Annotated in this window: 23 protein-coding genes and 3 rRNA genes; 14 read left to right on the top strand and 12 right to left on the bottom strand. The window is 68.0% G+C overall.

From position 1 onward, the window contains the following. Position 1: 1 nt before the first annotated feature. Positions 2 to 1285 (bottom strand): exodeoxyribonuclease VII large subunit, encoded by a 1284-nt coding sequence (xseA, locus tag AC6CQV_RS08225; protein WP_191008360.1) that lies wholly within the window; start codon positions 1283 to 1285, stop codon positions 2 to 4. 133 nt (positions 1286 to 1418) lie between these two features. Between xseA and AC6CQV_RS08220 the strand changes: the two genes are divergently transcribed. The 3 genes from AC6CQV_RS08220 to AC6CQV_RS08210 are packed head-to-tail and all read left to right on the top strand — an operon-like array spanning position 1419 to position 3519. Beyond that, positions 1419 to 2408 carry a 4-hydroxy-3-methylbut-2-enyl diphosphate reductase gene (locus AC6CQV_RS08220; protein ID WP_498259196.1) on the top strand — a complete coding sequence of 330 codons (990 nt, stop codon included), beginning with the start codon at positions 1419 to 1421 and terminating at the stop codon, positions 2406 to 2408. Continuing rightward, positions 2405 to 2953: a DUF6264 family protein gene (locus AC6CQV_RS08215; RefSeq protein ID WP_061782549.1), complete on the top strand. Its 549-nt coding sequence runs from the start codon at positions 2405 to 2407 to the stop codon at positions 2951 to 2953. The genes AC6CQV_RS08220 and AC6CQV_RS08215 overlap by 4 nt, the downstream gene beginning before the upstream one ends. Then, entirely contained in the window at positions 2950 to 3519 is a 570-nt protein-coding gene (locus AC6CQV_RS08210; protein ID WP_498259195.1) for an MOSC domain-containing protein, read from the top strand. The genes AC6CQV_RS08215 and AC6CQV_RS08210 overlap by 4 nt, the downstream gene beginning before the upstream one ends. Before the next feature lie 108 nt (positions 3520 to 3627). On the opposite strand, the gene fbaA is transcribed toward AC6CQV_RS08210, so the two are convergent. After that, positions 3628 to 4659 (bottom strand): class II fructose-bisphosphate aldolase, encoded by a 1032-nt coding sequence (fbaA, locus tag AC6CQV_RS08205; RefSeq protein WP_060959244.1) that lies wholly within the window; start codon positions 4657 to 4659, stop codon positions 3628 to 3630. Between the two features lie 184 nt (positions 4660 to 4843). Here fbaA and glpX point away from each other — a divergent pair, with 184 nt between their 5' ends. After that, positions 4844 to 5833: a class II fructose-bisphosphatase gene (glpX, locus tag AC6CQV_RS08200; RefSeq protein ID WP_060959245.1), complete on the top strand. Its 990-nt coding sequence runs from the start codon at positions 4844 to 4846 to the stop codon at positions 5831 to 5833. A 103-nt stretch (positions 5834 to 5936) separates the two neighbouring features. Then, positions 5937 to 6125, top strand: coding sequence for a hypothetical protein (locus tag AC6CQV_RS08195; protein ID WP_060959246.1), 189 nt, complete (start codon positions 5937 to 5939; stop codon positions 6123 to 6125). A gap of 10 nt (positions 6126 to 6135) precedes the next feature. Here AC6CQV_RS08195 and AC6CQV_RS08190 read toward each other — a convergent pair whose 3' ends face one another. The 3 genes from AC6CQV_RS08190 to adhP form a co-directional block, all read right to left on the bottom strand. Then, a complete protein-coding gene (locus tag AC6CQV_RS08190) occupies positions 6136 to 7407 on the bottom strand; it encodes a DNA recombination protein RmuC (RefSeq protein WP_498259194.1) in 1272 nt (423 codons plus the stop codon). Positions 7408 to 7453: 46 nt separating this feature from the next. Further along, positions 7454 to 8059 carry an exonuclease domain-containing protein gene (locus AC6CQV_RS08185; protein ID WP_498259193.1) on the bottom strand — a complete coding sequence of 202 codons (606 nt, stop codon included), beginning with the start codon at positions 8057 to 8059 and terminating at the stop codon, positions 7454 to 7456. A gap of 138 nt (positions 8060 to 8197) precedes the next feature. Next, complete coding sequence (gene adhP, locus AC6CQV_RS08180) at positions 8198 to 9265, bottom strand: alcohol dehydrogenase AdhP (protein WP_498259192.1); 1068 nt, start codon at positions 9263 to 9265, stop codon at positions 8198 to 8200. Between the two features lie 96 nt (positions 9266 to 9361). Between adhP and AC6CQV_RS08175 the strand changes: the two genes are divergently transcribed. The 3 genes from AC6CQV_RS08175 to AC6CQV_RS08165 are packed head-to-tail and all read left to right on the top strand — an operon-like array spanning position 9362 to position 12560. Continuing rightward, positions 9362 to 10102 (top strand): class I SAM-dependent methyltransferase, encoded by a 741-nt coding sequence (locus AC6CQV_RS08175; RefSeq protein ID WP_498259191.1) that lies wholly within the window; start codon positions 9362 to 9364, stop codon positions 10100 to 10102. A gap of 28 nt (positions 10103 to 10130) precedes the next feature. Next, positions 10131 to 11204, top strand: a complete 1074-nt coding sequence (gene ychF / locus AC6CQV_RS08170) for a redox-regulated ATPase YchF (RefSeq protein WP_498259190.1) — start codon at positions 10131 to 10133, stop codon at positions 11202 to 11204. Between the two features lie 60 nt (positions 11205 to 11264). Continuing rightward, positions 11265 to 12560 carry an MFS transporter gene (locus AC6CQV_RS08165; RefSeq protein ID WP_498259189.1) on the top strand — a complete coding sequence of 432 codons (1296 nt, stop codon included), beginning with the start codon at positions 11265 to 11267 and terminating at the stop codon, positions 12558 to 12560. Positions 12561 to 12586: 26 nt separating this feature from the next. Here AC6CQV_RS08165 and AC6CQV_RS08160 read toward each other — a convergent pair whose 3' ends face one another. Further along, positions 12587 to 12724: a hypothetical protein gene (locus AC6CQV_RS08160; RefSeq protein WP_191008393.1), complete on the bottom strand. Its 138-nt coding sequence runs from the start codon at positions 12722 to 12724 to the stop codon at positions 12587 to 12589. Positions 12725 to 13281: 557 nt separating this feature from the next. Between AC6CQV_RS08160 and AC6CQV_RS08155 the strand changes: the two genes are divergently transcribed. The 6 genes from AC6CQV_RS08155 to AC6CQV_RS08130 all read left to right on the top strand — a co-directional run bounded on the left by AC6CQV_RS08155 (position 13282) and on the right by AC6CQV_RS08130 (position 21416). Next, a 16S ribosomal RNA gene (locus tag AC6CQV_RS08155) occupies positions 13282 to 14804 on the top strand. Positions 14805 to 15197: 393 nt separating this feature from the next. Next, a 23S ribosomal RNA gene (locus AC6CQV_RS08150) occupies positions 15198 to 18304 on the top strand. A 104-nt stretch (positions 18305 to 18408) separates the two neighbouring features. Beyond that, positions 18409 to 18525 (top strand): 5S ribosomal RNA (gene rrf / locus AC6CQV_RS08145). The 16S, 23S and 5S rRNA genes sit together here, the layout of an rRNA operon. A gap of 71 nt (positions 18526 to 18596) precedes the next feature. Then, positions 18597 to 20072 carry a primosomal protein gene (locus tag AC6CQV_RS08140; RefSeq protein ID WP_498259188.1) on the top strand — a complete coding sequence of 492 codons (1476 nt, stop codon included), beginning with the start codon at positions 18597 to 18599 and terminating at the stop codon, positions 20070 to 20072. Beyond that, entirely contained in the window at positions 20072 to 21109 is a 1038-nt protein-coding gene (locus AC6CQV_RS08135; RefSeq protein ID WP_498259187.1) for an HAD-IIA family hydrolase, read from the top strand. The genes AC6CQV_RS08140 and AC6CQV_RS08135 overlap by 1 nt, the downstream gene beginning before the upstream one ends. Before the next feature lie 97 nt (positions 21110 to 21206). After that, positions 21207 to 21416, top strand: a complete 210-nt coding sequence (locus tag AC6CQV_RS08130; RefSeq protein WP_060959125.1) for a hypothetical protein — start codon at positions 21207 to 21209, stop codon at positions 21414 to 21416. Between the two features lie 18 nt (positions 21417 to 21434). Here AC6CQV_RS08130 and AC6CQV_RS08125 read toward each other — a convergent pair whose 3' ends face one another. Genes AC6CQV_RS08125 through AC6CQV_RS08100 form a run of 6 tightly spaced genes read right to left on the bottom strand, consistent with a single transcriptional unit; the run spans position 21435 to position 26609 of the window. Further along, positions 21435 to 21791, bottom strand: coding sequence for a hypothetical protein (locus AC6CQV_RS08125; protein WP_231735002.1), 357 nt, complete (start codon positions 21789 to 21791; stop codon positions 21435 to 21437). 47 nt (positions 21792 to 21838) lie between these two features. After that, on the bottom strand, positions 21839 to 22720 hold the full coding sequence (locus AC6CQV_RS08120; RefSeq protein WP_498259186.1) for a siderophore-interacting protein: 882 nt from the start codon (positions 22718 to 22720) through the stop codon (positions 21839 to 21841). Then, on the bottom strand, positions 22717 to 23550 hold the full coding sequence (locus AC6CQV_RS08115; RefSeq protein ID WP_060959128.1) for an ABC transporter ATP-binding protein: 834 nt from the start codon (positions 23548 to 23550) through the stop codon (positions 22717 to 22719). Before AC6CQV_RS08115 ends, AC6CQV_RS08120 begins: the two co-directional genes overlap by 4 nt. After that, positions 23543 to 24628 carry a FecCD family ABC transporter permease gene (locus AC6CQV_RS08110; RefSeq protein ID WP_498259185.1) on the bottom strand — a complete coding sequence of 362 codons (1086 nt, stop codon included), beginning with the start codon at positions 24626 to 24628 and terminating at the stop codon, positions 23543 to 23545. Before AC6CQV_RS08110 ends, AC6CQV_RS08115 begins: the two co-directional genes overlap by 8 nt. Continuing rightward, positions 24625 to 25686 (bottom strand): FecCD family ABC transporter permease, encoded by a 1062-nt coding sequence (locus tag AC6CQV_RS08105; RefSeq protein WP_498259184.1) that lies wholly within the window; start codon positions 25684 to 25686, stop codon positions 24625 to 24627. Before AC6CQV_RS08105 ends, AC6CQV_RS08110 begins: the two co-directional genes overlap by 4 nt. Continuing rightward, positions 25683 to 26609, bottom strand: coding sequence for an ABC transporter substrate-binding protein (locus AC6CQV_RS08100; RefSeq protein WP_498259183.1), 927 nt, complete (start codon positions 26607 to 26609; stop codon positions 25683 to 25685). Before AC6CQV_RS08100 ends, AC6CQV_RS08105 begins: the two co-directional genes overlap by 4 nt. Between the last annotated feature and the right edge of the window lie 32 nt (positions 26610 to 26641).

The following is a 26641-nucleotide window of genomic DNA, read 5'->3' as shown; positions in this document are numbered from 1 at the left end:
TCTAGGACGCCGCCCCGACGTCTTCGGCGACGGGTCCCTCCGATCGCGCGGCGAACGATCCCTCGGCGACGGTGACCGTGACCGACGCCCCCGCCGGGGCCTGCGCGGCGTCCCGGACGATGACGCCGCCGTCCAGGTGCGCGATGGCATATCCGCGCGACAGCGTCGCGCCGGGCGACAGGGCGCGCAGCGAGGCCCGCAGCTGCGCGGTCGTCCGGTCGGCGGCATCCAGGCGTCGCGTCACGACGTCGCGACCGCGCGACACGAGCGTCCACAGCTCGTGCGAGCGCGGCGTGAGCAGCGACTCGGGGGAGCGCAGCACCGGCCGCGAGCGCAGCTGCTCCAGCTGGGCGATGTCGTGCGAGATCCGCTGGGTGAGACGGGTGCGGGCGCGCGTGCGCAGCTGCTGCACGAGCGCGCGCTGCTCCGACACGTCGGGGACGACCTTCTTCGCGGCATCCGTGGGGGTGGAGGCGCGCAGGTCGGCGACGTCGTCGAGGAGCGGGTGGTCGTTCTCGTGCCCGATCGCCGAGACGACAGGGGTGGATGCCGCGGCCACCGCCCGCACCAGACGCTCGTCGCTGAAGCCGAGGAGGGTCTGGGGGTCGCCGCCGCCGCGGGCGATCACGATGACGTCCACCTCGGGGTCGGCGTCCAGCGCGGCCAGCGCGGCGATCGTCTCCGGCACGCAGCGTTCGCCCTGCACCGCGGCGTGGATCGTGCGGAAGCGCACCTCCGGCCAGCGCAGCTCGGCGTTGCGGTGCACGTCCTTCTCGGCGTCGCTGCGCTCACCCGTGATGAGCCCGACGACGTGCGGGAGGAACGGGATGCGCTTCTTGCGCGCGGGGTCGAACAGCCCCTCGCTCCGCAGCCGGGTGCGCAGTCGCTCCAGCCGTTCGAGCTGGTCTCCCAGGCCCGTGTGCCGCATGGCCGACACCGTGAAGGTGAAATCGCCCGTCTTGACGAAGAAGTCGCTCTTGACGCACGCGACCACCAGGTCGCCCACCTTCACGTCGTCCTGCAGCCGCTGGAGCGTCGATGACCACAGGCGGAAGGAGATCATCGCGTCGCCGTTGGCGTCCTTCAGGCGGCCGAAGACGTGACCGCCGCGGAGGTTCCACGCCGTGATCTCGCCTTCGACCCACACCGAGCCCCAGGTCGACACGAAGCCGCGGATCGTCTCGTTCAGCCGCGACACGGAGGTCGGCGCGTCGGCGCGGGAATCGCGCGGGGCCACGGCATCCGGCGGAGCGACCTCACCGGGAGCGGACGCGAACGAAGCCATCGCTGCCTTTCCGCCGCGCGCATGCGGCCCTCACTCAGCCCGCCCTCCCTAGAATCGAGGGGTGAGCAGCTCTGCCGTCCGTCTACCGACGCCCCATATCCCAGGACCGCGCGGACGGCTCCAGGATAACCCGGTGCCAGGGCCCAAGAAGGTCCTCCTGGCCTCCCCGCGCGGATACTGCGCGGGGGTGGACCGCGCCGTGATCGCCGTCGAGAGGGCGCTGGAACGCTACGGCGCCCCGGTGTACGTGCGCAAGCAGATCGTCCACAACATCCACGTCGTCACCGAGCTCGAGGCGAAGGGGGCGATCTTCGTCGAAGAGGTCGACGAGGTCCCGTCCGGTGCGCACGTGGTCTTCAGCGCGCACGGGGTCTCGCCGGCCGTCGTGAACGCGGCATCCGAGCGCGGGCTTCAGGCGATCGACGCGACCTGCCCGCTCGTCACCAAGGTGCACCGCGAGGCGGTGCGCTTCGCGCGCGACGACTTCGAGATCCTGCTCATCGGCCACGACGGCCACGAAGAGGTCGAAGGCACCGCCGGAGAGGCTCCCGACCACGTCACCGTCGTGAACTCGCCCGACGAGGCCGATCGCGTGGTCGTCAAAGACCCGGAGAAGGTCGTGTGGCTCTCGCAGACCACGCTCTCGGTCGACGAGACCATGGAGACCGTGCGCCGTCTGCGTGAGCGCTTCCCGAGCCTGCAGGATCCGCCGTCGGACGACATCTGCTACGCGACGCAGAACCGCCAGGTCGCCATCAAGAAGGTCGCCAAGGACGCGGATCTGGTCATCGTCGTCGGCTCGTCGAACTCCTCGAACTCGGTACGTCTGGTCGAGGTCGCCCTCGAGTACGGCGCGAAGGCGGCCTACCGGGTCGACTACGCGCACGAGATCCGGCAGGAGTGGCTCGACGGCGTCGGAACGGTCGGCGTCACCAGCGGCGCCTCGGTCCCCGAGGTCCTCGTCCAGGAGGTGCTCGCCGATCTGGCCGGCGCCGGCTACGCCGACGTCGAGCAGGTGCGCACCGCCGAGGAGGACCTGATGTTCTCCCTCCCGAAGGAGCTGCGTCAGGACGCCACCGGACGCCGTGACGACCGCGCGCTCGGCGGGCGGTCCCGGACGTGAGCGAGCCCGCGGCGGAGCCGACGCGCCCGCGCCCGCAGTACGGCGAGTACGCCACACCGGAGGAGCAGCGCGCGCGCATCGCGCAGCCGGCGCTGCCGGCGCAGCATCCCGTGCTCCCGCCCACCGTCCCGAGCCGTGCCCATCCGCCGACCGCGCCGGCGACGACCGCCGCGGCGCGTCCGTCGCGCACGGCCGATCGGATCATCACCTTCGCGCTGCTCGTGTACGGCCTCGTCACCGTCATCAGCGCGGTTCCCCAGCTGTGGGACTTCGCGGGCTTCGCGCAGACCTGGATGCAGGTCGCCGGGATCGACGCCACCTTCACCAACACGGCGCAGGGCGAGTTGTGGGGGCGCATCTCGGCGTTCGTCTTCATCGGAGGCTGGATGCTGACGGCCGTGCTGTCCTGGGCCTCGCTGAGGGCGCACCGGCTGTCGTGGTGGATTCCCCTCGTCGGGGCCATCGTGACGTTCATCATCGCGACGGTGTGCCTCACGATCCCCCTGCTCGGCGACCCCGCGATCGTCAGCCACTTCGCCCGATGAGCGCATCCGGCACGCTCCTCGCGGTGTGCGTCGTGCGGGCGCTGCGACCCGACGCCGGGGCGCTCGGGGTGACCGCGATCGACAAGGCCGCCGTCGAGGGGCCGGTCCGCCTCGGACGCTACGGCGCGTATGCCGACGTCCAGGCCAATCGCAAGCACCACGGCGGCCTCGACAAGGCCCTCTACGCCTACGCGCAGGAGGACGCCGACTTCTGGGCGGCCGAGTTGGGCGTCGACCTGCCGCCCGGGTGGTTCGGCGAGAACCTCCGCGTCGACGGGCTGGACGTCAACCGCTCGCGCATCGGTGAGCGATGGAGGATCGGCGAGACCGCCGTCGTCGAGGTGACGATGCCGCGGACGCCCTGCCAGACGTTCGCGCGCTGGGTGCGCTCGGTCGACCGGTCGGCCGAGCGCGGCTGGGTGCGCCGCTTCTCGGCGGAGCGTCGACTGGGCCCGTACCTGCGCGTCGTGCGCACCGGGTCGGTCCGCGCCGGCGACCCCCTCACCGTCATCCACGTGCCCGACGGCGCGCCCGGACTCCTGGACGCGTACGCCGATCCCGCGTGATCGTCGCGGGCGCCCCGCGCCGGTCACGGTCGGGCATCCGCGGCGACGGCCCGTACGTCGAACGCCCCCGGAGCGCGGCTCCGAGGGCGTTCGTCGTACGGGGACGGATCAGATGCTGATCGAGTGGCCCGCCGAACCGAGCTGCTGCGTGGCCTCGACCACGCGGGCCGCCATCGCCGACTCGGCGATCTTGCCCCAGGCGCGCGGGTCGTAGGCCTTCTTGTTGCCCACCTCGCCGTCGACCTTGAGCACGCCGTCGTAGTTGCTGAACATGAACCCGGCGACCGAGCGCGTGAACGCGTACTGCGTGTCGGTGTCGATGTTCATCTTGACGACGCCGTTGGCGACCGCGGTGGCGATCTCCTCCGGCGTCGAGCCGCTGCCGCCGTGGAACACGAGGTCGAGGGGCTTCGCGCCGGTGCCGAACTTCTCCGCGATGCCCGCCTGGATCTCGCCGAGCAGCTCCGGGCGCAGCTTCACGTTGCCCGGCTTGTAGACGCCGTGCACGTTGCCGAACGTCAGCGCCGCGATGTACCGGCCGTTCTCGCCGAGTCCGAGCGCGTCGACGAACTTCGAGACGTCCGCGGTGGTCGTGTACAGGGCCTCGTTCGACCCCTCGTGCTTGACGCCGTCCTCCTCGCCGCCCACGACGCCGATCTCGACCTCGAGGATGGCGTTGATGTTCTTCATGCGGGGGAGCAGCTGCTTGGCGATCTCGATGTTCTCCTCGAGCGGCACCGCCGAGCCGTCCCACATGTGCGACTGGAAGATGGGGTTGCGACCGGCGCGCACCTCCTCCTCGGATGCCGCGATCAGCGGCAGCACGAAGTCCTCCAGCGCCGGCTTCGGGCAGTGGTCGGTGTGCAGGGCCACCGTGATCGGGTAGTTCTTCGCGACCTCGGTGGCGAACTTCGCGAACGCGAGGGCACCCGTGGCACGGCCCTTGACGGTGTGGCCGGCGAAGTAGTCGGCGCCGCCGGTCGTCACCTGGATGATGCCGTCGGAGCCGGCTTCGGTCAGACCCTGCAGGACGGCATTGATCGACTGCGAGCTGGCGGCGTTGATCGCGGGGAACGCGTATCCACCGGCCTTCGCACGGTCCAGCATCTCGGCGTATTGCTCAGGGGTGGCGACAGGCATTTCTGCTCCTCAGTTCTGCGGGGATTCCAGGCTCAGCCTATCGAAGCGGCGGGACCGTCCGTGAGGGGGCGACCGGGCAAAAGAGTCCCCTCCCGCTTGTCCGCGGTGAAAGAATCGCGGTTCCTTCGTTGCGGCGCCGCCGAAAACGCCACGGCAGACGCAGGTGTCGCTCTAGGCTGGCGACATGGTGAGCCTGACCGCGGACATGAGCCCTTTGCACCCCGACCGCAACCTCGCGATGGAGCTCGTGCGCGCCACCGAGGCCGCAGCCATCCGCTCGGTCCCCTTCATCGGGCGCGGCGAGAAGGAGAAGGCCGACGGCGCGGCCGTCGACGCGATGCGCGCGTTCCTGACCACCGTGGCCTTCGACGGCGTCATCGTGATCGGCGAGGGTGAGAAGGACAACGCCCCGATGCTCTTCAACGGTGAGCACGTCGGGACGGGGCGGGGGCCGCAGTGCGATGTCGCCGTCGATCCCATCGACGGCACGTCGCTGACCGCGGAGGGGCGCAACAACGCCCTTTCGGTGCTCGCCGTCTCCGACCGTGGCTCGATGCTCGACGCCTCGAGCGTCTTCTACATGGACAAGATCGTCACCGGTCCCGCCGGCGTCGGCGTCGTCGACATCCGCCTGCCCGTCGGCGAGAACATCCGCCGGCTCGCCGCGTCGCTCGGCAAGCCCGTCGACGAACTCGTCGTCTCCGTGCTCAACCGTCCGCGCCACGCGCGCCTCATCGAGGAGATCCGCGAAGCCGGCGCGGGCACGCGTCTGATGAGCGACGGCGACGTCGCCGGCGGCATCAACGCGGCGCGCCACAACGCGCGCACCGACATGTGCATCGGCATCGGCGGCAGCCCCGAGGGCGTGGCGACCACCTGCGCGATCAAGGCACTGGGCGGTCACATCCAGGGTCGCCTCTGGGCGCGCGACGACGACGAGAAGCAGCGGGGGATCGACGCCGGTCTCAAGCTCGACGGCTACGTCTACGAAGCCGACGAACTGGTGAAGGGACGCAACACGATCTTCGTCGCGACCGGTGTCACCAACGGCGAGCTCGTCGCGGGCGTGCGTCGCGACGGCGACTTCGTCTACACCGAGAGCGTCGTCCTGCGCGGCGCGTCCGGAACGCTGCGCCGCATCTCCTCGGAGCATCTCACCTCGAAGTGGCTCTGAGCGCGACGCGCGGCGGCGTGGAGGACAGCTGACGCCCGCTCTGGCAGAATGTGGAGCGGTGTCACCGGCGACACATTCGTCGTCCACGCAGTCCGGGGGTCACATGTCCGCAGCATCGAGCAGTCCCAGAACGGGTCAGGTCACCGTGCCGGTCGACCCCGCGCGCAGGCCCGACGTCCTGTTGCGGCGACGGATGCCGGAAGGGCATCAGGTCAGCGCGTGGTGGATGATCGGCGCTTTCGTCGCGGTCTCCGTCGCGGTCGTCGGGCTGTTGAACCTCTTCCCGGCCTGATCCGGCGCGCTCACAGTCGATCGCGCAGGTCGCCCACGTCGGCGACCATGGCCTCGGCGGCACCGTCGGTGAGTTCGGGGGCGATCAGCTTCCGCGGTGTCTTCTCGATCGCGGTGGGTGCTGCTGCCGCATCCAGCTTCGTCTCATCGATGCCGGGGAACTTGCGCGCCGTGACGAGCACGCGGGTCTCCAGCGACCCGGCGAAGCGGTTGTAGGTGTCCACCGTCCGCTCGATGGCGCGGCGGAGATCGTCGGCGTGCCCGGCGAGGGCGCCGAGGCGCTGGTAGAGCTCGGTTCCGAGATCGAACAGACGGCGCGCCTCGGCAGAGACGTCCTGCTGGGTCCAGGTGTAGGCGACGGTCTTCAGGACCGCCCACAGGTTGACCGGCGACGCCAGAGCCACGCGCTTGCCGAACGCGTAGTCGAGCAGGGTCGGATCCTCCTCGAGGGCGGTCGCGAGCAGCGCCTCGTTCGGCAGGAAGCACACGACGAACTCGGGGCTGGAGTCCAATCCGCTCCAGTAGGCCTTCTTCGCGAGGGCGTCCACGTGCGCGCGGACCGCCTTCACGTGCCGCTGCAGCAGCTGTGCCCGCCGGGCCGCTTCCTCCCCGAGAGTGGTCACGGGGATCGCGGATGCCTCGAGGTACGCGTCGAGCGGCACCTTCGCATCGACGGCGAGCGACTTGCCCCCGGGAAGGCGCACGATCATGTCGGGGCGCCCCTCGCCGGCGTGCGAGGTGACCGACGACTGCAGGTCGAAGTCGACGTAACGGGTCAGCCCGGCCGACTCGACGACCCGCCGCAGCTGCGTCTCGCCCCAGACCCCGCGCGTCGCATTCGAGCGGAGGGCTCCGGCGAGCGACTCCGTCGTCGCGCGCAGCGCCTCATCCGACGCCTGCGCCTGGCGCAGCTGTTCCGCGAGGGAGCCGAACTGGGTCTGGCGGTCGCGTTCGAGGGCGGTCACCTTCTGCTGCATCGCCTCCAACGTCTCCTGGACGGGGGCGAGCGCGCGGAGCACGAGCTGCTCGCGTCGTTCCCGCTCCTGCTGCGCGCTCTGGTCGGCGCGCGCCTGCGCGCTGAGCTCACGGGTGAGCGCCCGCTGCTGCTCGAGCTGCTCGCCGAGCGAGCGCGCCGTCGCGTCGGCGGCGCCCAGGCGCGCGGTGAGCGCCGCAGCATCGCGGGCGGCACGTTCGGCCGCGCGGGCGCCGCCGGTGAACCAGCCGGCGACCAGGCCGCAGATCAGGCAGAGGACCGCGAGGGAGATGACGACGAGTGCATCCATGTGCACAGCGTGCCCGAGGCCTCGGACATCGTCGTGCGCCGCACCGTCAGAAGGTCGGAACCGCCGCGGTGGGGCGCGATGCCGTGCCCGCGAGCTGCGGCACGCGCACACCGAGCAGCATCGCGAGCTCGACGACGTCGTGCGCCCCCGCGCGGGCCGCGGCGTCGATCATGATGTGCGCGCAGGCCAAAGAGTCGGCCGCCGCATCGTGGTGCGCGAAATCGAGGAACCCCGCGGCGGCGGCCACCAGCGGGAGCCGGTATGACGCGAGATCGTACGTCTTGCGCGCCACCTGGAGGCTGCACACGTAGCGGTACGGCGGGCACGCGGCATCCGTCACCTCGCAGGCGCGGCGCAGGACGCTCATGTCGAAGCCCGCGTTGTGCGCGACGACCACGTCATCGCCGACGAAGGCGGCGAGGTCGTCGAGCTGGGCGGCCCAGGAGGGGGCGTCGGCGACGTCCTCGGGGCGGATGCCGTGGATGCCGACGTTGATCTCGAAGAACCGGTCGTGGCCCGGCGGGGGCTGGATCAGCCAACCCGCGGTCGCCACGACGCGCCCGTCCCGGACCCGGGTGAGTCCCACGGCGCACGCGGAGGCGCTGGAGGAGTTCGCCGTCTCGAAGTCGATCGCGGTGAAGTCCAGGGCCACGCGTCCACTCTGCGTGTCGTGCCCCGGCCGCCGCGGCAGGCGCGCCGTGCTCGCCGCACACCGCCGTGTGCGGCCGGGGCGCAAGGAGAGCGGGGAGCGATCCTGCTGCGATCGCTCCCCGCTGGTCGTGGCGCCGGGTCAGTAGGTCATGACGATCCGGCCGTCGATCTTGCCCCGCTCCATCCGCTCGAAGATGTCGTTGATGTCCTCGAGGGTCTCGACGTGCACCGTCGGATGGATCTGGCCGCGCGCGTAGAAGTCCAGGGCCTCGATCATGTCCTGGCGGGTGCCCACGATCGAGCCGCGGATCGTGATCGCCCGCAGCACGATGTCGAAGATGTCGGCGTCGAAGGTCCCGGGCGGCAGTCCGTTGAAGACGATCGTCGCTCCGCGCCGCACGACGCTGAGCGCCTGATCGAACGCCTTCGGGTGCACGGCTGTGACGAGCACCCCGTGGGTGCCGCCGGTGGCCTCCTGGATGGCGGCTCCCGGGTCGGTGTGTGCCGCGTTGACCGTCACCTCGGCGCCGTGCCGCCGCGCGAGCTCCAGCTTGTCGTCGTCGACGTCGACCGCGGCGACCCGCATCCCGAGGGCGCGTGCGTACTGCACGGCGATGTGTCCGAGCCCGCCGATGCCCGAGATCGTGACCCATTCGCCGGGGCGCACCCCGGTCATCTTCAGCCCCTTGTAGACGGTGACGCCGGCGCAGAGGATCGGCGCGACCTCCACCGGGTCGGCGCCGTCGGGGATGCGGGCCGCGTACTTCTCGTCCACGAGCATGAACTCCCCGAAGCTGCCGTCGACGGAGTATCCGCCGTTCTGCTGATCGGGGCACAGCGTCTCCCAGCCGGTGCGGCAGTATTCGCACGTGCCGCACGCCGACCACAGCCACGCGTTGCCGACCTTCTGTCCGATCGACAGGGTGGTCACGCCGGGACCGAGGGCGACGACCTCGCCGTAGCCTTCGTGGCCGGGGATGAGCTGCGGCTTCGGCGCGACGGGCCAGTCGCCGCGGGCGGCGTGCAGGTCGGTGTGGCAGACACCGCTCGTGATGACCTTCACGAGGGCCTGGCCCGGTCCCGGCGTGGGGATGGGGACCTCCGCGACGACGAGGGGTTCGCCCGCCGCGGTCACGACGGCTGCGCGCATCGTCGTCCGATCGTCGCGGGTTCCCGCCGCGACGGAGGTTTCGGTCAGAGTCGTCATCGACATCACTTCCTCTCGGCGGAGCCGTTCCGCCCGATGCTCCGACGCTAGGAACCCGAAGGTTGCACGCGGTTGCGGGCGGCGTAGGGTCGGACCATGGCGACGCGCGACGAGATGGCGACGAGCTTCGGGGCGGCGGCGGGGGAGTACGAGCGGGGTCGTCCGTCGTACCCGGCGGAAGCCGTCGCCTGGATGATCGCTCCGGCCGGCCGACGTCCGCGGGTCGCCGACGTCGGCGCCGGCACCGGCAAGCTGACCGAGGCGCTGCGGCGGGCGGGCGCGGAGGTGGTCGCCGTCGAACCGGATGCCGCGATGCGGGACGCCTTTCGTCGTTCCCTTCCGGGTGTCGAGGTGCGCGCGGGCGCGGCCGAGGCCACGGGGCTGGCCGACGGCAGCGTCGATGCGGTCGTCTTCGGCCAGGCGTGGCACTGGGTGCGCGTTCCCGAGGCCTCTGCCGAGGCCGCGCGGGTGCTGCGGCCCGGCGGTGTGATCGGGCTGATCTGGAACATCCGCGACGAGTCGGTCTCCTGGGTCGCGCGACTGGGTGCGGCGATGAAGGGAAGCCACGCGGAGGAGCTGCTCGCGGGCGAGGGGCCGACCGTCGCGGCGCCGTTCGGCACGCTGGAGCGCGAGAGCTGGCGCTGGTCGCGCGCCGTCACCCGCGATGAGGTCCTCTCGATGGTGCGTTCGCGCAGCTACGTCATCACCGCGCCGGCCGAGGAGCGCGCACGCATCGAGCAGGAGGTCGCCGCTCTGCTCGACGAGATCGGAGCCGTCGGCGACGCGCGCGTGGAGCTGCCGTACGTCACGCACGGGTTCCGTGCCGTCGCGGGGTGAGGTCGTCGCCCGCGTAGACTGAGATCCCGTGGCTCTTACCATCGGAATCGTCGGTCTCCCCAACGTCGGCAAGTCGACCCTGTTCAACGCGCTGACCAAGAACCAGGTTCTCGCGGCCAACTATCCCTTCGCGACGATCGAGCCGAACGTCGGCGTCGTCAACCTCCCCGACCCGCGGCTCGAGAAGCTCGCCGCGGTGTTCGGAAGCGAACGCATCCTTCCGGCCGCCGTCTCCTTCGTGGACATCGCGGGCATCGTGCGCGGCGCGAGCGAGGGGGAGGGGCTCGGCAACAAGTTCCTCGCCAACATCCGCGAGGCCGATGCGATCGCGCAGGTGGTCCGCGGCTTCGCCGACTCCGACGTCGTGCACGTGGACGGCAAGGTCGACCCGGCATCCGACATGGAGACCATCAACGCCGAGCTCCAGCTGGCCGACCTCGAGACGCTCGAGAAGGCGATCACCCGGTACGAGAAGGAAGTGCGCGGGAAGAAGCTCGATCCCGCCGTGCTCGAGGCCGCCGTCGTCGCGCGTGACGCGCTGCAGCGCGGCGAGCTGCTGTCGGCCTCCGGAATCGACCTCGCGCCGATCAGGGAGCTCGGTCTGCTGACGGCGAAGCCGTTCATCTTCGTGTTCAACGTCGACGAGGCGGTGCTGACGGATGCCGACCGCAAGGCCGAGCTGGCCGCGCTCGTGGCTCCGGCGAAGGCCGTCTTCCTCGACGCGAAGATCGAGTCCGAGCTCATCGACCTCGACCCGGCGGATGCCGCCGACCTCCTCGCGTCGACGGGTCAGGACGAGTCGGGACTCGACCAGCTCGCCCGCATCGGCTTCGACACGCTCGGACTCCAGACCTACCTCACGGCGGGCCCCAAGGAGGCGCGCGCCTGGACGATCGGCAAGGGATGGAAGGCGCCGCAGGCCGCGGGGGTGATCCACACCGACTTCGAGAAGGGCTTCATCAAGGCGGAGGTCATCTCGTTCGATGATCTCGTCGCGCTGGGCTCCGTCGCCGAGGCGCGTGCGAAGGGCAAGGCGCGCCTGGAGGGCAAGGACTACGTCATGCAGGACGGCGACGTGGTGGAGTTCCGCTTCAACGTCTGACGCCCCGGCCCGCTCGCGTCGTCGCACCGGCGCACCGCGGAGCACCCCTAAAGTGAGCGCATGAGTTCTGCCGCGACGGCGGCCGGCGTCGATCCGGCTCGCTCCCGAGGTCTCCGGATGCTCCTCAGCGGGTCGTTCCCGAACCTCGTGCAGTGGTACAACCTCTACGTCTTCGCGGCGTTTGCGCCGTTCTTCCGGACGGAGTTCTTCGACCCCGCCGACGGGGGCTCACTCGTCTACGTCTACGGCATCTTCGCGCTGACCTTCGTCATGCGACCGGTGGGGTCCTGGCTGTTCGGACGTATCGCCGATCGGCGAGGCCTGCGATTCGCGCTCGTGTCGAGCGTCCTGCTGATGTCGGCGGGATCGGCCGTGCTGGCGGTGAGTCCGACGGCGTCGGACGCGGGCGCGGCGGCCGGCGGCATCCTCCTGCTCGTCGGGCTCGTGCAGGGCGTGGCGACCGGCGGAGAGTACGGTGTGTCGGCGGTGTACCTCTCGGAGGTGTCGACCGACGGCCGACGCGGCTTCTTCTCCTCGTTCCAGACGGCGACGATCGTGGCCGGTCAGGTGCTCGCGCAGGCCACGCTGCTGGTGCTGCTCACCTCGGTCGACCGTGCAGAGGTGTCCGCGTGGGGATGGCGGGTCGCGTTCGGCATCGGTGCGCTCGCCGGGCTGTCGACCCTGCTGGTCGCGCGGCGGATGCCGGGGGAGCGGCGTCGCCCCACGGCGGGAGTCACCCTGGCCGTCCTCCTGCGCGAGGGGTGGCGTCCGCTGCTGTGGGTCGTCCTGATGACCTCCGGCGGAACGGCCGCCTTCTACACGTTCACCGTCACGGTGCCGGCGGTGTCGCGTGAGGCCGCGTACGGCTCCGGGGGTGCGGCAGCCGAGCGGGCCAGCACGACCGCGATCCTGCTCGCGCTGATCGTGCTGATGGTGCTGCAGCCCGTCGGCGGCGCGCTCAGCGATCGCGTCGGGCGCAAGGCGCTCCTGGTGTTCTTCGGCGTGGCGGGCGTCATCGTCATCGGCCCGGTCGTCGCCGTGGCCGGGGGACTCCTCGATCCGTGGGTGCTGTTCGCCGCCCTCGTCGCGGTGTTCACCGTGCTCACCGGCTATCTCGCCACCAACACGATCGTCAAGGCCGAGGCCTTCCCTCCGCAGCTGCGTGCTCTCGGCGTCGGCTTCGGCTATGCCGTGGCCAACTCCCTCTTCGGTGGAACGGCGCCGCTGATCTACCACGCCACCGCTGCGACGCCGTGGGTCTTCTCCGGATACGTGACGGTGCTGGTGGGGATCACCCTCGCCACTGCGCTCACCATGCGCGGAGGACGGACGAGCCCGCTCGATCGTCGGCTCTGACACCGCGGCGGTGAGAGGGACGCCGGCTACGGCTCCGTGGTGAGGACGGGCCCGCAGGTGAGGCACGACCAGGCGACGAGGAACCTCTCGTCGTCCAGGACCTCGAAGCCCAGGCGGTCCCCGCACAGAGGACAGGTCGGGCCGTCGCCGACGGGGATGCGCATACCGCCAGTATCGCCGCGACGCCGCGCCGACAGACGCCGGGGAGCGCGCGACACGCCCGGGATGCCGGTGTGATTTGCCGCCGGCGCGGATCCGACCTAAGTTTGTATCCGTTCGCCCCACAGGGAAGAGCGAAGGGCCGGAAGGCCTCGCCCCCTCAAGCGGAGAACCGATCCCCATCCCACACCCTCCACGAGGGCAGACCATCCGGCCTGGGATGAGGGTTTCCCCCGTGCAGCCGTTGCCAGCGGTCGTCACCACGGATCTTCGGATCCGGAGACGCCGACTTGACAAGATGCGCGAGAGGGATAAGATAGAGAAGTTGCCCTGCGGGTGAGGCTGAGAGGCCGAGCAGCAGGAGCATCCGATCCTTGAGAACTCAACAGCGTGCACTTGTCAAATGCCAAATAACCTCGTCTCAGCTTCGGCTGGGTGAGATTCCTTTGGATCAAGTCCAGCCTCTTTTGGGGTTGGCGTATGGATTGTCAGTAATGGCATCCTTTTGGTCAGTTTCGAACTCGCTGCATCGTCGTTTTCCCGGTGGTGTATGCATTTTTTCTTTTTGGAGAGTTTGATCCTGGCTCAGGATGAACGCTGGCGGCGTGCTTAACACATGCAAGTCGAACGGTGAAGCCCAGCTTGCTGGGTGGATCAGTGGCGAACGGGTGAGTAACACGTGAGCAATCTGCCCCTGACTCTGGGATAAGCGCTGGAAACGGCGTCTAATACTGGATACGAGCTGCGATCGCATGGTCAGTAGCTGGAAAGATTTTTTGGTCAGGGATGAGCTCGCGGCCTATCAGCTTGTTGGTGAGGTAATGGCTCACCAAGGCGTCGACGGGTAGCCGGCCTGAGAGGGTGACCGGCCACACTGGGACTGAGACACGGCCCAGACTCCTACGGGAGGCAGCAGTGGGGAATATTGCACAATGGGCGCAAGCCTGATGCAGCAACGCCGCGTGAGGGATGACGGCCTTCGGGTTGTAAACCTCTTTTAGCAGGGAAGAAGCGAAAGTGACGGTACCTGCAGAAAAAGCGCCGGCTAACTACGTGCCAGCAGCCGCGGTAATACGTAGGGCGCAAGCGTTATCCGGAATTATTGGGCGTAAAGAGCTCGTAGGCGGTTTGTCGCGTCTGCTGTGAAATCCCGAGGCTCAACCTCGGGTCTGCAGTGGGTACGGGCAGACTAGAGTGCGGTAGGGGAGATTGGAATTCCTGGTGTAGCGGTGGAATGCGCAGATATCAGGAGGAACACCGATGGCGAAGGCAGATCTCTGGGCCGTAACTGACGCTGAGGAGCGAAAGGGTGGGGAGCAAACAGGCTTAGATACCCTGGTAGTCCACCCCGTAAACGTTGGGAACTAGTTGTGGGGTCCATTCCACGGATTCCGTGACGCAGCTAACGCATTAAGTTCCCCGCCTGGGGAGTACGGCCGCAAGGCTAAAACTCAAAGGAATTGACGGGGACCCGCACAAGCGGCGGAGCATGCGGATTAATTCGATGCAACGCGAAGAACCTTACCAAGGCTTGACATACACCAGAACACCGTAGAAATACGGGACTCTTTGGACACTGGTGAACAGGTGGTGCATGGTTGTCGTCAGCTCGTGTCGTGAGATGTTGGGTTAAGTCCCGCAACGAGCGCAACCCTCGTTCTATGTTGCCAGCACGTAATGGTGGGAACTCATGGGATACTGCCGGGGTCAACTCGGAGGAAGGTGGGGATGACGTCAAATCATCATGCCCCTTATGTCTTGGGCTTCACGCATGCTACAATGGCCGGTACAAAGGGCTGCAATACCGTGAGGTGGAGCGAATCCCAAAAAGCCGGTCCCAGTTCGGATTGAGGTCTGCAACTCGACCTCATGAAGTCGGAGTCGCTAGTAATCGCAGATCAGCAACGCTGCGGTGAATACGTTCCCGGGTCTTGTACACACCGCCCGTCAAGTCATGAAAGTCGGTAACACCTGAAGCCGGTGGCCCAACCCTTGTGGAGGGAGCCGTCGAAGGTGGGATCGGTAATTAGGACTAAGTCGTAACAAGGTAGCCGTACCGGAAGGTGCGGCTGGATCACCTCCTTTCTAAGGAGCATCTGGCACTCTTTGGGGTGTCCAGGCGCCGGATCAGGGCCGAATGTGTCTTGCCGGTTAGCTCATGGGTGGAACGTTTGATGAGGTGTGGGGGAGTGATCTTCGAGTTAGTACGGCCTTCGGGTTGGGAACGCTGGGGGTGAGTGAGCCGGCACATGCACGCTGTTGGGTCCTGAGGGACCGGATGCGCTCTGATCTTCGGATTGGGAGCAGACGAACCTCAGGACTCTTTCTGTTGCCGGCTGGTGCTGGTGCGGGGAGGGTACCGCCCGTACTTTGAGAACTACACAGTGGACGCGAGCATCTTCGAGATGAGTAATCATCTCGTGAAGATGATCTTAAAGATCATTAGTCAATTTCGATTGACGATTCAAACTCATGTGATTTCAAGTCTTTAAGAGCAAACGGTGGATGCCTTGGCATCTGGAGCCGAAGAAGGACGTAGCAATCTGCGATAAGCCTCGGGGAGTGGATAAGCACACTGTGATCCGAGGGTGTCCGAATGGGGAAACCCCGCTGGGCGGCGTGCCGACCCAGTGACTCCCGCCTGAATATATAGGGCGGGTAGAGGGAACGTGGGGAAGTGAAACATCTCAGTACCCACAGGAAGAGAAAGCAACCGCGATTCCGTTAGTAGTGGCGAGCGAAACCGGAACAGGCTAAACCGAGTACGTGTGATATCCGGCAGGAGTTGCGTATTCGGGGTTGTGGGACTTTTCTGGTTGTTCTGCCGAGCAGCCGGCGTTACAAGAAGGTATAGACGAACTGGATTGAAAGCCAGGTCATAGAGGGTGCCAACCCCGTAGTCGAAATGCCTCTCTTGGCGCGAAGAGTATCCCAAGTAGCACGGGGCCCGAGAAATCCCGTGTGAATCTGTCAGGACCACCTGATAAGCCTAAATACTCCCAGATGACCGATAGCGGACAAGTACCGTGAGGGAAAGGTGAAAAGTACCCCGGGAGGGGAGTGAAATAGTACCTGAAACCGTTTGCTTACAAACCGTTGGAGCCTCCTTAGTAGGGGTGACAGCGTGCCTTTTGAAGAATGAGCCTGCGAGTTAGCGATACGTGGCGAGGTTAACCCGTGTGGGGTAGCCGTAGCGAAAGCGAGTCTGAATAGGGCGATTCAGTCGCGTGTCCTAGACCCGAAGCGAAGTGATCTATCCATGGCCAGGCTGAAGCGACGGTAAGACGTCGTGGAGGGCCGAACCCACTTAGGTTGAAAACTGAGGGGATGAGCTGTGGATAGGGGTGAAAGGCCAATCAAACTTCGTGATAGCTGGTTCTCTCCGAAATGCATTTAGGTGCAGCGTTGCGTGTTTCTTGCCGGAGGTAGAGCTACTGGATGGCCGATGGGCCCTACAAGGTTACTGACGTCAGCCAAACTCCGAATGCCGGTAAGTGAGAGCGCAGCAGTGAGACTGTGGGGGATAAGCTTCATAGTCGAGAGGGAAACAACCCAGACCACCAACTAAGGTCCCAAAGCGCGTGCTAAGTGGGAAAGGATGTGGAGTTGCTCTGACAACCAGGAGGTTGGCTTAGAAGCAGCCACCCTTGAAAGAGTGCGTAATAGCTCACTGGTCAAGTGATTCCGCGCCGACAATGTAACGGGGCTCAAGCACGCCACCGAAGTTGTGGCATTGACATTATTGGTAGGCCTTCGTGGTCCAGCCGTGTTGATGGGTAGGAGAGCGTCGTGTGGCCAGCGAAGCGGCGGTGTGAACCAGCCGTGGAGGCCACACGAGTGAGAATGCAGGCATGAGTAGCGAAAGACGTGTGAGAAACACGTCCTCCGAAAGACCAAGGGTTCCAGGGTCAAGCTAATCTTCCCTGGGTAAGTCGGGACCTAAGGCGAGGCCGACAGGCGTAGTCGATGGACAACGGGTTGATATTCCCGTACCGGCGAAGAACCGCCCAAACTAATCCAGTGGTGCTAAGTGCCCGAATTCCTTTGTATCGATCCCTTCGGGGTGAGAGCGTTGGAGCTAGCGCATGACCCCATGCTGGTGCGGTTAGCGTATTAACAGGTGTGACGCAGGAAGGTAGCCCAACCCGGGCGATGGTTGTCCCGGGGCAAGTGCGTAGGCCGAGTCATAGGCAAATCCGTGACTCTTACAGGCTGAGACACGATGCGGATAAAAAGTGGGTGATCCTCTGCTGCCAAGAAAAGCATCGACGCGAGGTTCTAGCCGCCCGTACCCCAAACCGACTCAGGTGGTCAGGTAGAGAATACCAAGGAGATCGAGAGAATCGTGGTTAAGGAACTCGGCAAAATGCCCCCGTAACTTCGGGAGAAGGGGGGCCATCCACTTATATGAGCTTGCCTCAAAAAGGGTGTGGTGGCCGCAGAGACTAGTGGGTAGCGACTGTTTATTAAAAACACAGGTCCGTGCCAAGTCGCAAGACGATGTATACGGACTGACGCCTGCCCGGTGCTGGAAGGTTAAGAGGACCGGTTAGCCGTAAGGCGAAGCTGAGAATTTAAGCCCCAGTAAACGGCGGTGGTAACTATAACCATCCTAAGGTAGCGAAATTCCTTGTCGGGTAAGTTCCGACCTGCACGAATGGCGTAACGACTTCCCAACTGTCTCAACCGCGAACTCGGCGAAATTGCACTACGAGTAAAGATGCTCGTTACGCGCAGCAGGACGGAAAGACCCCGTGACCTTTACTACAGCTTGGTATTGGTGTTCGGTGTGGCTTGTGTAGGATAGGTGGGAGACTTTGAAGCGGTGACGCCAGTTACCGTGGAGTCATTGTTGAAATACCACTCTGGTCACTCTGGATATCTAACTTCGAACCGTAATCCGGTTCAGGGACAGTGCCTGGTGGGTAGTTTAACTGGGGCGGTTGCCTCCCAAAAAGTAACGGAGGCGCCCAAAGGTTCCCTCAACCTGGTTGGCAATCAGGTGGCGAGTGTAAGTGCACAAGGGAGCTTGACTGTGAGACTGACAGGTCGAGCAGGGACGAAAGTCGGGACTAGTGATCCGGCAGTGGCTTGTGGAAGCGCTGTCGCTCAACGGATAAAAGGTACCTCGGGGATAACAGGCTGATCTTGCCCAAGAGTCCATATCGACGGCATGGTTTGGCACCTCGATGTCGGCTCGTCGCATCCTGGGGCTGGAGTAGGTCCCAAGGGTTGGGCTGTTCGCCCATTAAAGCGGTACGCGAGCTGGGTTTAGAACGTCGTGAGACAGTTCGGTCCCTATCCGCTGCGCGCGTAGGAAATTTGAGAGGATCTGACCCTAGTACGAGAGGACCGGGTTGGACGAACCTCTGGTGTGCCAGTTGTTCTGCCAAGAGCACCGCTGGTTAGCTACGTTCGGGATGGATAACCGCTGAAAGCATCTAAGCGGGAAGCCGGCCTCAAGATGAGATTTCCATGCCTTCGGGCGAGAGGCTCCCAGCCAGACTACTGGGTTGATAGGCCGGATGTGGAAGCGTGGCAACACGTGAAGCTGACCGGTACTAATAAGCCGATGACTTGATAACACACCGTTTTGGTGCTTGCGTCCACTGAGTGGTTCTCGATGTACGGTCGAGAACTGCACAACTGATCTTCGATCGTTGTGTGCTTGATGAAACATCAATAGTGTTTCGGCGGCCATAGCGTGAGGGAAACGCCCGGTCACATTCCGAACCCGGAAGCTAAGCCTCACAGCGCCGATGGTACTGCAGGGGGGACCCTGTGGGAGAGTAGGACACCGCCGGACTTCATTTCAGGAAATGGCCACCCAACGCTGGGTGGCCATTTCCCGTTAACAGACCGAGAGGAACCCCTTCGATGGCACAGGAGCGCGATCCCGACAACAAGGATGCGAACGCCGAGCGCCGGGGGAGGAACTCGGACCCGCAGCGCGGAGGGCAGCGTCCCTCTTCGTCGCGCCCACCGCGGGAGGGCGAGCGCAAGCCGTATGCCTCGCGTGATGGAGAGCGTAAGCCCTACCCGAAGCGCGACGGCGATCGTAAGCCGTATGCGCCTCGTGACGGTGAGCGGAAGCCGTACGCCTCGCGTGATGGGGAGCGTAAGCCGTACGCGTCTCGTGACGGTGAGCGGAAGCCGTACGCCTCGCGCGATGGGGAGCGTAAGCCGTATGCGCCGCGCGACGGTGAGCGGAAGCCGCACGCCTCTCGCGACGGTGAGCGCAAGCCCTACCCGAAGCGCGACGGTGAGCGGAAGCCGTATGCGCCCCGTGATGGGGAGCGGAAGCCGTACGCCTCGCGCGACGGTGAGCGCAAGCCCTACGCGTCGCGCGACGGTGAGCGGAAGCCCTACGCGTCGCGCGACGGTGAGCGTAAGCCTTACGCCTCGCGTGACGGGGAGCGGAAGCCGTACCCGAAGCGCGACGGCGACCGTAAGCCGTATGCGTCCCGCGATGGGGAGCGTAAGCCGTACGCCTCGCGCGACGGTGAGCGCAAGCCCTACGCGAAGCGCGACGGCGAGCGGACGTCGCGTCCGCCGCAGGGGTCGGAGCGCCGCACCGGCCCCGTCGGTCCGCAGCTGCCCGACGACGTCACCCCTCAGGATCTGCCGACATCGGCTCGCAACGAGCTCAAGACCCTCTCGAAGGAGAACGCCGAGCAGGTCGCCCGTCACCTGGCGATGGCCGCGCGTCTGATCGACGACGACCCCGCGCTGGCGCACGAGCACGCTCTCGCCGCCTCCCGCAGCGCCGGCCGCATCGCGATCGTCCGGGAGACCGTGGCGATCACGGCCTACGCGCTCGGCGACTTCGCCCTCGCGGTGCGCGAGCTGCGCACCTACCGCCGTATCTCCGGTCGTGACGACCAGATCGCTCTGCTCGTCGACAGCGAGCGGGGCGTCGGTCGCGCTGACCGTGCTCTCGAAGTGGGACGTGCGGTCGACCGGTCTGCGCTCACCACCGAGGCGCGCGTCGAGCTGGCGATCGCGATGTCGGGCGCCCGGCTCGATCTCGGCGAGACCGAGCGAGCGCTGCAGGAGCTCGACATCCCGGAGCTCGACCCGGATCGTGCGTTCACGTGGAGTCCGGGCCTCTTCGCCGCGCGAGCGGCGGTGCTGGAGGAGCTCGGTCGTCTCGACGAGGCCCAGCAGTGGCAGCGTCGTGCCGACGTCGCCGCCGAGGCTCTCGGCGCGGTGGATGCGGACCTCGAGGTGATCGAGATCGACGAGGTCGAGGAGATCGCCCTGCCGCTCGACGAGGATGAGCAGCACGTCGACGTCGACGATTCCGACGCCGTCGAGCCGGATGCGACGTCTGCAGAGGGGGCCGACGACTGATGGCGCTGTTCTCGAAGCGCACGGCGTCCACGCCCCTGGACGGCGTGGACGCCGTGCTGGCCGATCTCGACGGCGTGGTGTACGCCGGTCCCGGCGCGCTTCCGTACGCCGTGGACAGCCTCAATGCCGCCGGTGCGTCGCGACGGCTCGGGTACATCACCAACAACGCGTCTCGTCGCGACGCGGTCGTCGCCGAACACCTGCGTGAGCTGGGTCTGACGTCGACGCGCGCCGAAGACGTCGTCACCAGCCCGCAGGCGGCGATGCGGCTGCTGCGCGAACGCGTCGCCCCGGGCGCGACGATCCTCATCGTCGGCGGCGACGGGCTCGTCTTCGAGACGGAGAAGGCCGGATACGTCGTCACACGCAGTGCGGAGGACGCACCTGCCGCGGTCGTGCAGGGGTTCGCCCCCCACGTGGGGTGGGAGCAGCTGGCGGAGGCCGCGTACGCGCTGGCGACGCCCGAGGATGCCGGCGGCATCCCCTGGATCGCCACGAACACGGACTGGACCATCCCTCAGGCGCGGGGCATCGCGCCGGGGAACGGGACGCTCGTCTCTGCGGTGCACACGGCGGTGGGCCGACTCGCCGTCGTCGCCGGAAAGCCGGAGCGTGCGATCTTCGATGAGGCCGTCGCGCGATTCGGCGCGCAGAAGGCGCTGTTCATCGGCGACCGGCTCGACACCGACATCGCCGGCGCCCAGGCGGCCGGTCTCGACTCGGTGCTGGTGCTGACGGGTATCGATCGTCCCAAGCACGTGCTCGCGGCGCCGGCCACCTCGCGCCCCACCTACATCCTCGGCGACCTGCGCGAACTCCACGAGGAGTACCCGCAGACGATCGTGCGCGGCGACACGACGGCAGTGCGCGACGCCGCCGTGCGGATCGACGGGGCGGACATCCACATCGTGTCGGAAGGATCGCGACCGATCGACCTCGTCCGCGCCGGCGCGGCGGCGATCTGGGCGTCCGGGCGTGCGATCTACGGATTCCGCGTGCCGGAGCGGCTGTACGCCGATCCCTTCCACCGTCCCTGAGGAGATCTGCGCGCTGCCGGCGTCGAGGTTGTCAACCCCTGGGGGATGAGCGCCGACCGGGCCTAGCCTGGGGGCATTCGTCGATCGAGGAGGACCCATGTCCGGAGTGAAGTTCTGGCTGACCGTCGTGATCGCCGGCGGTGCCGGCTATGTGCTCGGCGCGCGTGCCGGACGAGCGCGCTATCGCGAGATCAGTGCCGCTGCGAAGCACCTGTGGGACGACCCGTCGCTGAAGAAGGCTCGCGCACGCTCCCGCAAGGTCGTCGACAAGGCAGCCAAGAAGGCGGCGAAGAAGCTCGGCGCCTGAGCGCAGACGCGCGGTGCCTCACTGCCAGCCGAAGGTGTTGAACCACTCGGCGCGGCCGGCGGATTCGCGCTGATCATCGGTGCCGCGGAACCGGTCGTGCGGCGCGCGTCGGCCCGCCACGAGCGGCACGAACCCGTCGCACTCGGGGCACCGCGAGCGTCCCTCGGGAAAGCCCGCGGCCGCCGCCTCGTCCGGCAGCTGCGGTGCGGGCACGCCGGCGAGGCCCGAGCCCGGGCACGCCGGCGCGTCCGCCTGCGCGTCGGACCACATCTGCGACGTCCCGACCCGATTGTGCAGCCCCGCGTGACCGGTCGGTCGCGTGCACAACGCCGTGCCGCGCCGACTGCGGCACCACCGTGCCGTGGGAAAGCTCACGCGCCCAGCATAGGCACCCCGTGGCGGCGCGGCGCCACGGCATCCGCTCAGCCGACGAGCGGACCGCCCCGCTTCCAGTACCCGAGGAACGAGATCTGCGTCGGTGCCATGCCCGCCGTCGCGGTGAGGTGCCGGCGGATGCGGGCGACCGCCGCGGTCTCACCGGCGATCCATACGTAACCGCCGTCGTCCGCGCCGCCGAACGCGGCGGACTCGGCATCCGCCCATTCGCGCACGAGCCCCTCGAGCGCGCCGCCCGTCGCCCCGCCCGTCACCGCGGCCGGCACGGGGCGCGCCAGCGTCGTGCTCGCCCTCAGGTCGTCGTCGAGGAGATCGGCGGCATCCGCGACGTCGGCCAGCACCTCGATGCTCACCTCCGGCGGCTGCGCGCGCACGATGTTCCTGATCGCCGGTACGGCCGACTCGTCGCCGACCAGCAGGAGCCGGGACGGGGGGATCGGGGGAGTGAAGTGGATGCCGTACCCGGTGTAGCCGCAGCGCGCATCCGGACCCGTGACGATGAGCTCGTCACCGGGGCGGCACGTCCGCGCCCAGTGCGACGCCGGTCCCGCCGGCTGGTGGAGGAAGACGTCGACATCGATCTCGCCGTCCTCCGGCCGGATCGCCGACGGCGTGTACGTGCGCAGCGGATTGCGGCGCTCCTCGGGAAGGGACTTCCACCGGGTGTACCAGTCGCGAGGATGCGGTGTGGGCTCCCGCGTGAGACCGACGTCGATGAACCCGATGCCCGCCAGGGGCAGCACCAGCTTGATGCGCTGGTCGAGTCCCCACGGGGCGAAGTGCCGCACCGCCGCGCCGGAGAGCGTGACGCGCCGGAAGTTCGGGGACACGTCACGCACGCGTGCCACGGTCACCGGGAAGGCGCTGTACTCCCACGGACGCTCGTCGCCGCCGTTCGAACGGCTCATTGCGCCTCCGCTCCGGTGTGCCGACCGCCCAATGGCACGACGAGAGGGCCGCCCGTGACCGGATCGGGGATCACGACGTTGGGAAGATCGAAGATCTCCTCCACCCGTTCGGTCGTGATCACGTCGGCGGGCGCACCCTCCGCCACGATCCGTCCCTGCTTCATCGCGATGACGTGGTCGGCGTAGCGAGCGGCATGGTTGAGGTCGTGCAGCACGGCGACGATCGTGCGGCCCGCCCGGTTGAGCGCGGAGAACAACTCCATGAGCTCGATCTGGTGCGCGATGTCGAGGAACGTCGTCGGCTCGTCGAGCAGCAGCAGATCGGTCTGCTGCGCGAGGACCATCGCCACCCACACACGTTGACGCTGGCCGCCGGAGAGCTCCTCGACGCGACGCCCCGACAGCGCGTCGACACCCGTCTCCGTCATCGCCTCGCGGATCGCGTCCTCGTCGGCCTCCGTCCACTGGCGCCACAGCCCGAGGTGCGGGTAGCGACCGCGCCCCACGAGATCGGCGACGGTGATCCCCTCGGGCGCCGACGCGGTCTGCGGCAGAAGGCCGAGGCGGCGCGCCACCTCCTTCACGGGCAGACGGGAGATGTCGGTGCCGTCGAGCACCACGGCGCCCGCCGAGGGGCGCAGCAGACGCGACAGCCCCCGCAGCAGCGTCGACTTGCCGCAGGCGTTCGGTCCGATGATGACGGTGAACGAGCCGTCCGGAATGCGGGTGGTCAGCGCGCTGAGAATCGGCGCACCGTCGTAGCCGAGAGAGATCGTCTCGGCGGACAGGCGCGGCGGGGTGCGCGGGGCGAGGGCGGCGGGGTCAGACACGGCGGCGGATCTCCTGGACGAGGGTGAAGACGAGGTAGAGGCCGCCGACGGACACCGTGACGACGCCCGCGGGGAGCGCGACGGGCAGCGCGTGCTGGGCGATCATGTCCGATGCCGGCAGCAGCGCGGCGCCGACGAAGGCGGACAGGGTGAGAGACAGGAACGGCGTGCGCGCCAGGCGTCGCGCGATCTGGGGCGCCGCGAGCGCGATGAACGCGATCGGACCGATGACGGCCGTCGCGATCGACACCAGCAGGACGCCGATCAGGAGGGCGCCGCGTCGTGCCCGCATCGGACGTGCGCCGGTGGTGACGGCGACGTCGTCGCCGAGATCCAGCTGCCGCAGTCGCGGCGCGAGAGCACCGAGGGCGATCAGCAGCGGGATGCCGCACAGCGCCGCGCCCGCCACCGCGGCGCCCGTCACGCCGTTGAGCGTGCCGGCGCCCCACGCGGAGGCGAACATCGCGGTCTCGAGCTCGACCTGCAGCAGCATCCAGGTGTTCGCCGAGGCCAGCATGGCCGCGACGCCGATGCCGATCACGATGAGTCCGAACCCCTGCTGCCGCACGCGGCCCCCCAACACGGCGATGGCGGCGGCCGTGACCAGTCCGCCGGCGACGGCGCCGGCCGTCAGCGCCGGCCACGAGGTGGAGACGAAGACGATCGTGAGCAGCATCCCGGTGAAGGCGCCGTTCGACAGGCCGAGGATGTCGGGACTGGCGAGCGGGTTGCCGGTGACGGTCTGGAACAGGGCGCCGGCGACGGCGAGATACGCGCCGAGGAGGATGGCCGCCAGCGTGCGCGGCAGGCGCCATTCGAACACGACGGTGCGATCGAGAGGGAGGCCGCCGCCGCCGATGACGTCCACGACGGCCGCGGGCGACAGCGGGTACGAGCCGAGGCCGAGGGCGACGACCGCCGCGGCGACGATGACGACGCCGAGTCCGGCCGCGACCACGACACTGCGCAGCCGCAGGTGACGTCGCCGCGCGCTCCGGCCGATCGCGAGCCGGCGATAGCCCCGGTCGATGGTCGCGGTCGCCGCCGCGTCGCGGGGTCGCGCCCTGCCGACGCTCACAGCGCCGTCGCCCGTCGTCGGCGCGCCAGGGCGATCAGCACCGGGGCGCCCACGAACGCCGTGACGACGCCCACCGGGATCTCCGCCGGTGCGATCAGCACGCGGCCCAGCACGTCGGAGAGCAGGATGAGCGTGGGCGCCAGAGCGATCGATGCGAGCAGGATGCGCCTCTGGTCCACGCCGAACATCCAGCGTGCGACGTGCGGCACCATGAGGCCGACGAACGAGACCGGGCCGGCGATCGCCGTGGCGGTGCCCGCGAGCACCGTGACCGCGGCGACCACTCCCACGCGGATGCCGCCTACGTGTGCCCCCTGCGCGCGAGCGACGTCGTCGCCGAGCGCGAGGGCGTTCAACCCCCGCGCGAGGGCGAGCGCGGCGACGGTCGCGACCGCGACGAAGGGCAGGACCGGTCCCAAGACCTCGAAGCCGCGCCCGAGCAACGATCCGGCATGCCACGCCCTCATGCGATCGAAGGCATCGGGATCGCTCAGGGTCATCCCGGTCGTCGCGCCCGCGAAGACGGCTCCGAGTGCGACTCCCGCCAGCGTGAGCCGCAGGGGGTCGGCGGGGCCCCGGCCGGACGATCCGATGACGGTCACGCCCACGGTGACGACCAGGGCGCCCGCGAACGACAGCCAGACGAGGACGGACATGTCGCGCAGCCCGAACACGGCGATCCCGATCGCGACCGCGAAGGCCGCCCCGGCGTTGACTCCGAGGATGCCGGGATCGGCGAGGGGATTGCGGGTGAACCCCTGGATGAGCGCACCCGCCGCGCCGAGCGCGACGCCCACGACGAGGCCGGCCACGGTTCGGGGCACCCGCAGCTCGGCGACGACGTAGCGGATGTCGGGCGAGCCGCCGCCGCTCAGGACGGCCAGCACGTCCGGCGCGCCGATCGGGTTGGATCCGATCATGAGCGACAGCGTCACCGCGACGGCGAGCATCACCGCGATCGCGACGACGGCGAGTGCCCGGACCGCGCCGCGACGGGCGTCGGGCAGGGCCGGGGGGAGCGCGGCGGCCGGCGCCCCCCGATCGGCAGCGACCGTCACCGCGCGGAGAGGAAGCGCTCGATGTCGTCGAGCACCCGCATCCCGCCCTTGGGGCCGACGCCGGAGACCCAGTAGCTCGTGTCGACGAGGGTGACCGATCCGAAGGCGTCGGCGTTCTGGGTGATCGCCGCCGGAATCGTGCTCGGGTCGTCGACGTCCGTCGTCGTCACGAACACGTAGTCCGCGGCGGCACTGCGCACGTTCTCCGGGGAGATGTCCGCCTGGATACCGTCCTTCCAGTCCTGGGCCGGGATGGTCAGGCCCACGCACTCGAGCGCGCTGCCGGCGAACGAGGTGGGGCCGTACAGGCTGAGCGTCGTCTCGTCGCGGGGCCGGATCATGTTCGCGGTCTTGCCGTCCAGGGCGAAGTCGTCCTTGATGGCGGCGCAGCGGTCGGTGAACGCCGTCAGCAGCTCCTGGGTCTTCGCCGCCCTGCCCAGCGCGTCGCCGACGAGCAGCGCGTTCTGCTGCCACGGGTCGGACTGCGACGCCATGAACACCGTGGGGGCGATGGCGCTGAGCTGGTCGTAGAGCTTCGAGTGACGTGACTCGGTGCCCAGGATGAGATCGGGGCGGAGCGCCGCGATGGCCTCGAGATCCGGTTCCGGGACGGTGCCGACCGGGGAGACGCCCTCGACGTCGAGGTAGGCGGGCACACCGGCGACGTTGCTCGCGACGGCAGCCCCCACCGGCGTGACGCCGAGCGCGACGGCGGTGTCGAGCTCGACCGGCTCGAGCACCACGACCCGCTGCGGATCGTTCGGCACCTCGGTGGTTCCGCGGGCATGCGACACGGCGTGCGTTCCGCTCGCCGACGACGAGGAGCCCGGCGTCGTGCCCGTCGCCGCGCACCCGGCGAGGGCGAGCGCGGTCACCACGGCGGCGGCGAGCAGAGGCAGGGATCGTCGAATGTGGGGGCGCATGGGGCATCGCTTTCGTCCGGCCGCACCCGCAC

The sequence above is a fragment of the Microbacterium sp. EG9 genome, assembly GCF_059759475.1.
Note: the sequence above shows the minus strand (reverse complement) of the source record. Positions and strands in the feature narration are given on the sequence as shown.